This is a genomic window from Nonomuraea terrae, from assembly GCF_004348995.1.
Lineage (GTDB): Bacteria > Actinomycetota > Actinomycetes > Streptosporangiales > Streptosporangiaceae > Nonomuraea > Nonomuraea terrae.
The window spans coordinates 1-4,634 of record NZ_SMKQ01000365.1; the positions used below are offsets into that span (position 1 = coordinate 1).

Consider the following 4,634-nt stretch of genomic DNA (forward strand, 5'->3'; position numbering starts at 1 on the left):
TTCCGGGGGCTCCTGGGGCTTCCGGGAGGTCGGGGATCGTCGCGGGGAGCGAGCTGGCCGGGCGGATCGAGCGGGCGGCGGAGATCGTGACGCGGTTGCCGCCGGGGCCGTTGTTCTGCGGGATGCGGAACGATCTGGCCTCTGTCCTGCGGTATCTCGGCGCCTGGTGCTCTGGGCGGGCGGTGGGGCTGCTGGATCCCGAACTGCCGGCCGGGGTGCTGGCCGATCTCGTGCAGCGGTTCCGGCCGGGTGCGCTGCTCGGGTTCGCCCACGCGCCCGACGGGCCGCCGCGCGCCCAGACGACCGGCGGGGCGGCGGTGCATCCCGAGCTCGGGGTGTTGCTGGCCACCTCCGGGTCGACCGGGAATCCCAAGCTGGTACGGCTTTCGCGGCAGGCGGTCATGGCCAACGCGGGTGCCGTCGCGGCGGCGTTGGAGATCGGGACGGACGAGGTGTCGCCCACCAGTCTGCCGCTGCACTACAGCTACGGGCTGTCGGTGCTCAACAGTCACCTGATCACGGGCGCGACCGTGGTGCTGACCGACGACTCGCTGCTCCAGCGGTCGTTCTGGAACGACGTCGACACCTACGCCTGCACGTCGCTGGCCGCCGTCCCGTACCAGTACGAGATGTTGCGACGGCTGCGGTTCGAGCGGGCGCGGCACCCTTCGCTCACCACGCTCACGCAGGCGGGCGGGCGGCTCGACGAGGCGCTGGTGAAGGAGTTCGCCGCGCAGGCCGACCGGTTCTACGTGATGTACGGGCAGACCGAGGCCACGGCCCGGATCGCCGTCATGCCGCCCGAGCGGCTGGCCGACAAGCCGGGCTCCGTGGGCCGGGCCATCCCCGGCGGGCGGCTGAGCGTCGACGCCGGCGAGGTCGTCTACCACGGGCCCAACGTCATGATGGGCTACGCCGAGACCGCCGACGACCTGGCCAGGGGCGACGACCTCGGCGGGATGCTGCGAACCGGCGACCTGGGCGAGCTGGACGGGGAGGGCTTCCTGACCATCACCGGACGGCTGCGGCGCATCGCCAAGGCGTTCGGCATCCGGGTCAACATGGACGACATCGAACGCCTGCTGCGCGACGCCGGTCCGCTCGCGGTCACCAGCGGCGACGACCGGGTGACGGTGTGGACGGAGGGGCTGCCCTCGGCCGACCGCGCGGCCCTGGCCCGACGGCTGGCGGCCGAGTTGCGGGTGCACTGGAGCGCTTTCGACGTCCGCAGCCTCGATCGGCTCCCGTTGCTGCCCACGGGCAAGGTCGACTACCGCGCCTTGGAGTCGCTCACGTGAGCCCGGCGAGGGGGGACGCGGTGAAGGTGTTCGAGCTGGCGGCGGCAGAGAAAGAGGCGGTGCTGCTCCCCCGGCTGGTGGCGTTGACCGAGCGGCACCGCGAGGCGTGCCTGCCGTACCGGAGGATTCTCGACGCCGTTGGGGCGCGGCCGCCGTACGAGCGGGTGGCGGATCTGCCGTGGTTGCCGGTGCGGCTGTTCAAGACGCACGAGCTGCGGAGTGTGCCCGAGGAGCAGGTGTTCCGGGTGCTGACGTCCAGCGGGACGACCGGGCAGCGGCCGAGCCGGATCTACCTCGACCGGGAGGCCGCCGCGGCGCAGACCCGGATGCTGGCCGCCACGCTCCGCGAGGTGCTGGGCGAGCGGCGGCTGCCGATGCTGGTGGTCGACAGCCGCTCGGTCGTACGCGATCCGACGCTGAGCGCCCGCGGCGCCGGCGTGCTCGGCATGATGAACTTCGGCCGCGACCACACGTTCGTGCTGGACGAGCAGGGGCGGGTGGACGCCGAGGCGGTCAAGGAGTTCCTGGCGCGTCACGGCCGCGAGCGGTTCCTGGTGTTCGGGTTCACGTTCATGGTGTGGCTGCATCTGCGCGCTCTCGGGGCGGATCTGTCGCAGGCGGTGCTCATCCACTCGGGCGGCTGGAAGCGGCTGGCCGAGCAGGCGGTCGGCAACGCCGAGTTCCGCCGGCGGCTGGCGGCCGAGTGCGGGCTGACCAGGGTGCACAACTTCTACGGGATGGTCGAGCAGATCGGCACGGTCTTCCTCGAAGGGCCCGACGGCGACGGGCTCTACTGCCCCGACTTCGCCGACGTCGTGATCCGCGACCCCGAGACGTGGCGGGAGGCGCCGCCCGGTGTGCCGGGGCTGATCGAGGTGGTCAGCACCCTGCCGACGTCGTACCCGGGCCACGTGCTGCTGACCGAGGACCTCGGTGTGGTGCGCGGCGTCGACGACGGGAGCCTGCCGGGCAAGCGGTTCGAGGTCCTCGGAAGGTTGCCGCGGGCGGAGGCGCGCGGCTGCAGCGACACGATGGGGCAGGGCTGATGCTGGACGATGTCACCACGCTCGACGTCCCTGCGGTGGACGTCAGGTTCCCCGCCGCCGGGCGGGTGCCCGTGCAGGAGCTGCCGCTCCACCTGGACAGCGGGCTGGAGGTCGGCGACGAGCGCGTACGCGCGTTCCTGGCCGCGTTCGGGCGGCGGCTGCTGCGGCCCGCGCTGGCCCGGCGCCACCCCGAGCTGGGCTCGCTCGGCTTCTTCCTGCGCCCCAGCGAGCTGGCCCGCACGGTCGAGAGCCTGGCTGGCGAGCACGTACGCGTCCCGCGCGGCCTGGTCTTCCACGTCCCGCCCGCGAACGTCGACACGGTCTTCGTCTACTCCTGGGCCCTGTCGGCCCTGATGGGCAACCGCAACGTCGTACGCCTGTCGCCACGCGCCGGTGCCGTGGCCCAGGTCATCCTGGACACGCTGCACGAGACGCTCGACGGCGCCGACCCGGTGATCGCCGCCACCCAGCGGATCGTCTCCTACGACCGCTCCGACGCCGTCACCTCCGCCCTGTCCGCGGCCTGCGACCTGCGGGTGGTGTGGGGCGGCGACCGTACGGTGCTGGAGATCCGGCGGCACCCGCTCGCGCCGCACGCGCGCGAGCTGACCTTCCCCGACCGTTCGTCGTTCGCGGTGGTGCGGGCGGCGGCGTGGTTGTGCGCGCCGCGGGCGGCGCGGGTCACGGCCGCCGAGGGGTTCGTCAACGACACCTACTGGTTCGACCAGGCGGCCTGCTCCTCGCCGCGGACGGTGTTCTGGGTCGGCGACGAGGGTGACTGCGAGGCGGCGCGGGCCGACTTCACCGATCACGTGGCACGGGTGGTGACCGTGCGCGGGTGGGGGGTCGACGCGGCGATGGCGGTGGAGAAACGGGTCTCCACGTACGGGCTGGCCGCCGACGGGCTGGCCGAGAGCGTGGAGTTCCGCGGCAACGCGCTGGCCAGCGTCCGGCTGTCCGCCGCGGCGGCGGCGCCTCGGCGGTGGCTGGGCGCGGGGACGTTCGCGCACGCCCGGCTGGCGTCGCTGGCCGAGCTGGCCCCGCTGGTGGAGCGGCGCGACCAGACGATGACGCACTTCGGGTTCGGCCGTGACGAGCTGGAGGAGCTGGCCCGGGGGCTGGCCGGGCGCGGCGTGGACCGCATGGTGCCGGTCGGCGGTGCGCTGAGCTTCCACCGCGTGTGGGACGGTGTCGACCTGCCGGCCGAGTTCACCCGGCTGGTGACCGTCATCCGGTGACGACGCAGCCATCCGGAAGGACGCTGTTGCCCGGCGGGGCCGGGCGCGAGCTCGCTCAGTTGCTGCCTGCCGGGGCCGGGCGCGAGCTCGGCCGGTGGGCGCCTGCCGGGGTCGTGTGCGTGCTGGCCGTCGCGGCGTTCCTGTGGTGCGGGGTGCCGGCCCGCGAGCTGGTCGTTTTCGCCGCGTACGTCGGCCTTGCGGTGATGCTGCCGGGGACGCTGCTGTGGCGGGCGCTGACCGGGGGCGGGCCGGCTGATCTCGCGGCGGGGCTGGCGCTCGGGTACGCGGTCGAGGTGCTGGCCTACATCCCCGCCAGGGCGGCCGGGCTGCCGATGCTCGTGCCGGCGGTGCCCGCCGCCGTGCTGGTCGCGTTCGCGTGCGTGCCGGGGTTGCGGCGGCACTGGCGGGGCCCGGCCGTACGCGAGCGCATGCCGATGTGGTGCGCGTGGGTGGTCGCGGGGATCGTCGGCTTCCTGGTGGTGTGGAGCACGTTGTTCCTCTACCGGGTGCCCGTCACCGACGCGTATGTGGACATGCCCTACCACCTGGCGCTGGTCGGCGAGCTGCGGCACCACATGCCGCCCACGCTGCCGTCCGTGCTGGGCGAGCCGCTGTCGTACCACTGGTTCGTCTACGCCGAGATGGCCGCGACGAGCTGGGTGACCGGGATCGACCCGGTGACGCTGGTCTACCGGCTGTCCACGCTGCCGATGGCGGCGGCGACCGTCGTGCTGGTCGTGCTGGTGGGGCGGCGGCTGGGCGGACGCTGGGGAGCCGGGGCGGCGGCGGCAGGGGTGACGTACTTCCTGTTCGGGCCGGTGCTCGTGGAGGAGGTCGTGTTCAGCACGCGCTCGATGTTCACGGTGTGGGCGAGCCCCACGCAGACGTTCGGGGCGCTGCTGTTCGCTCCCGTGGTGCTGCTGCTGACCGGCGAGCGCTCGCCGCGGGGCTGGGTGGCGTTCGTGGTGCTGCTGGCGGCGCTCAGCGGGGCGAAGGCGACCTATCTGCCGTTGTTGCTGGCCGGGCTGGTGCTGGTGCTGTCTCTTATACAC

At 73.4% G+C, this 4,634-nt stretch carries 4 protein-coding genes; all 4 read left to right on the forward strand.

Translation table 11 applies throughout. From position 1 onward, the window contains the following. Positions 1-1,298, forward strand: a 1,298-nt coding sequence (locus E1286_RS46170; protein ID WP_342776342.1) for an AMP-binding protein, incomplete at its 5' end; no start/stop codon positions are given. After that, positions 1,295-2,344, forward strand: coding sequence for a LuxE/PaaK family acyltransferase (locus E1286_RS46175; RefSeq protein WP_246075718.1), 1,050 nt, complete (start codon positions 1,295-1,297; stop codon positions 2,342-2,344). The genes E1286_RS46170 and E1286_RS46175, both read left to right, overlap by 4 nt. Continuing rightward, positions 2,344-3,582 carry an acyl-CoA reductase gene (locus E1286_RS46180; protein ID WP_132623595.1) on the forward strand — a complete coding sequence of 413 codons (1,239 nt, stop codon included), beginning with the start codon at positions 2,344-2,346 and terminating at the stop codon, positions 3,580-3,582. Before E1286_RS46175 ends, E1286_RS46180 begins: the two co-directional genes overlap by 1 nt. Beyond that, positions 3,579-4,634 (forward strand): hypothetical protein (locus E1286_RS46185; protein WP_223190948.1); only part of this gene is annotated, 1,056 nt, incomplete at its 3' end. The genes E1286_RS46180 and E1286_RS46185, both read left to right, overlap by 4 nt.

Coding starts and splice junctions, on each gene's coding strand:
- E1286_RS46180 (WP_132623595.1), top strand. CDS start 2,344: ATGCTGGACGATGTCACCACGCTCGACGTCCCTGCGGTGGACGTCAGG.